Below are 694 nucleotides of genomic sequence, written 5' to 3'. Positions count from 1 at the left end.
CCACCGGCACCCTGTCCGTCCACCGCCTCGTCCAGGCCCTCGCCCGCACACTCATCGACCAGGCCCGCGAACGGGCCACCGCCAACGTGTACACCGTCCTTCCTGCCACTTGGAAAACCCCCGTAACCTGGCCTACCTGGCACACCTTGTTCCCCCACATCGATGCCCTCATCAACCACACCACCCCCGACACCGACACCGACACCACCGCAGTCATCCTCAACGAAACCGCAGGCTTCCTCAACAACCAGGGTCTGCCCGCCAGAGCCGTCAGACACCTCCAACGCGCCCTCACCACCCGGGAACGGGTGCTGGGTGAGGACCACGCCGACACCCTGATCTCCCGTAACAACCTCGCCTACGCCTACCGGTCGGCGGGGGAGCTGAGGCGGGCCATCTCCCTGTACGAGCAGACGCTGAAGAGCCAGGTGCGGGTGCTGGGTAAGCACCACCCCGACACCCTGACCTTCCGTAACAACCTCGCCCTGGCCTACCAGGAAGCGGGGGAGCTGAAGCGGGCCATCTCCCTGTACGAGCAGACGCTGAAGAGCCAGGTGCGGGTGCTGGGTAAGCACCACCCCGACACCCTGACCTTCCGTAACAACCTCGCCGGCGCCTACCAGACAGCGGGGGATCTGGACCGGGCCATCCCCCTGTTCGAACAGACCCTGACCGACACCGTGCGGATGCTGGG

Annotated in this window: 1 protein-coding gene; it reads left to right on the top strand. The window is 66.1% G+C overall.

Annotated elements, in window-relative coordinates; genetic code table 11:
- A partial coding sequence (locus P1P75_RS41825) for a tetratricopeptide repeat protein (protein ID WP_319265347.1) occupies positions 1–694 on the top strand: 694 nt, incomplete at both ends.

Source organism: Streptomyces sp. ID05-39B (assembly GCF_033794725.1).
GTDB lineage: Bacteria > Actinomycetota > Actinomycetes > Streptomycetales > Streptomycetaceae > Streptomyces > Streptomyces bobili.
Note: the sequence above shows the minus strand (reverse complement) of the source record. Positions and strands in the feature narration are given on the sequence as shown.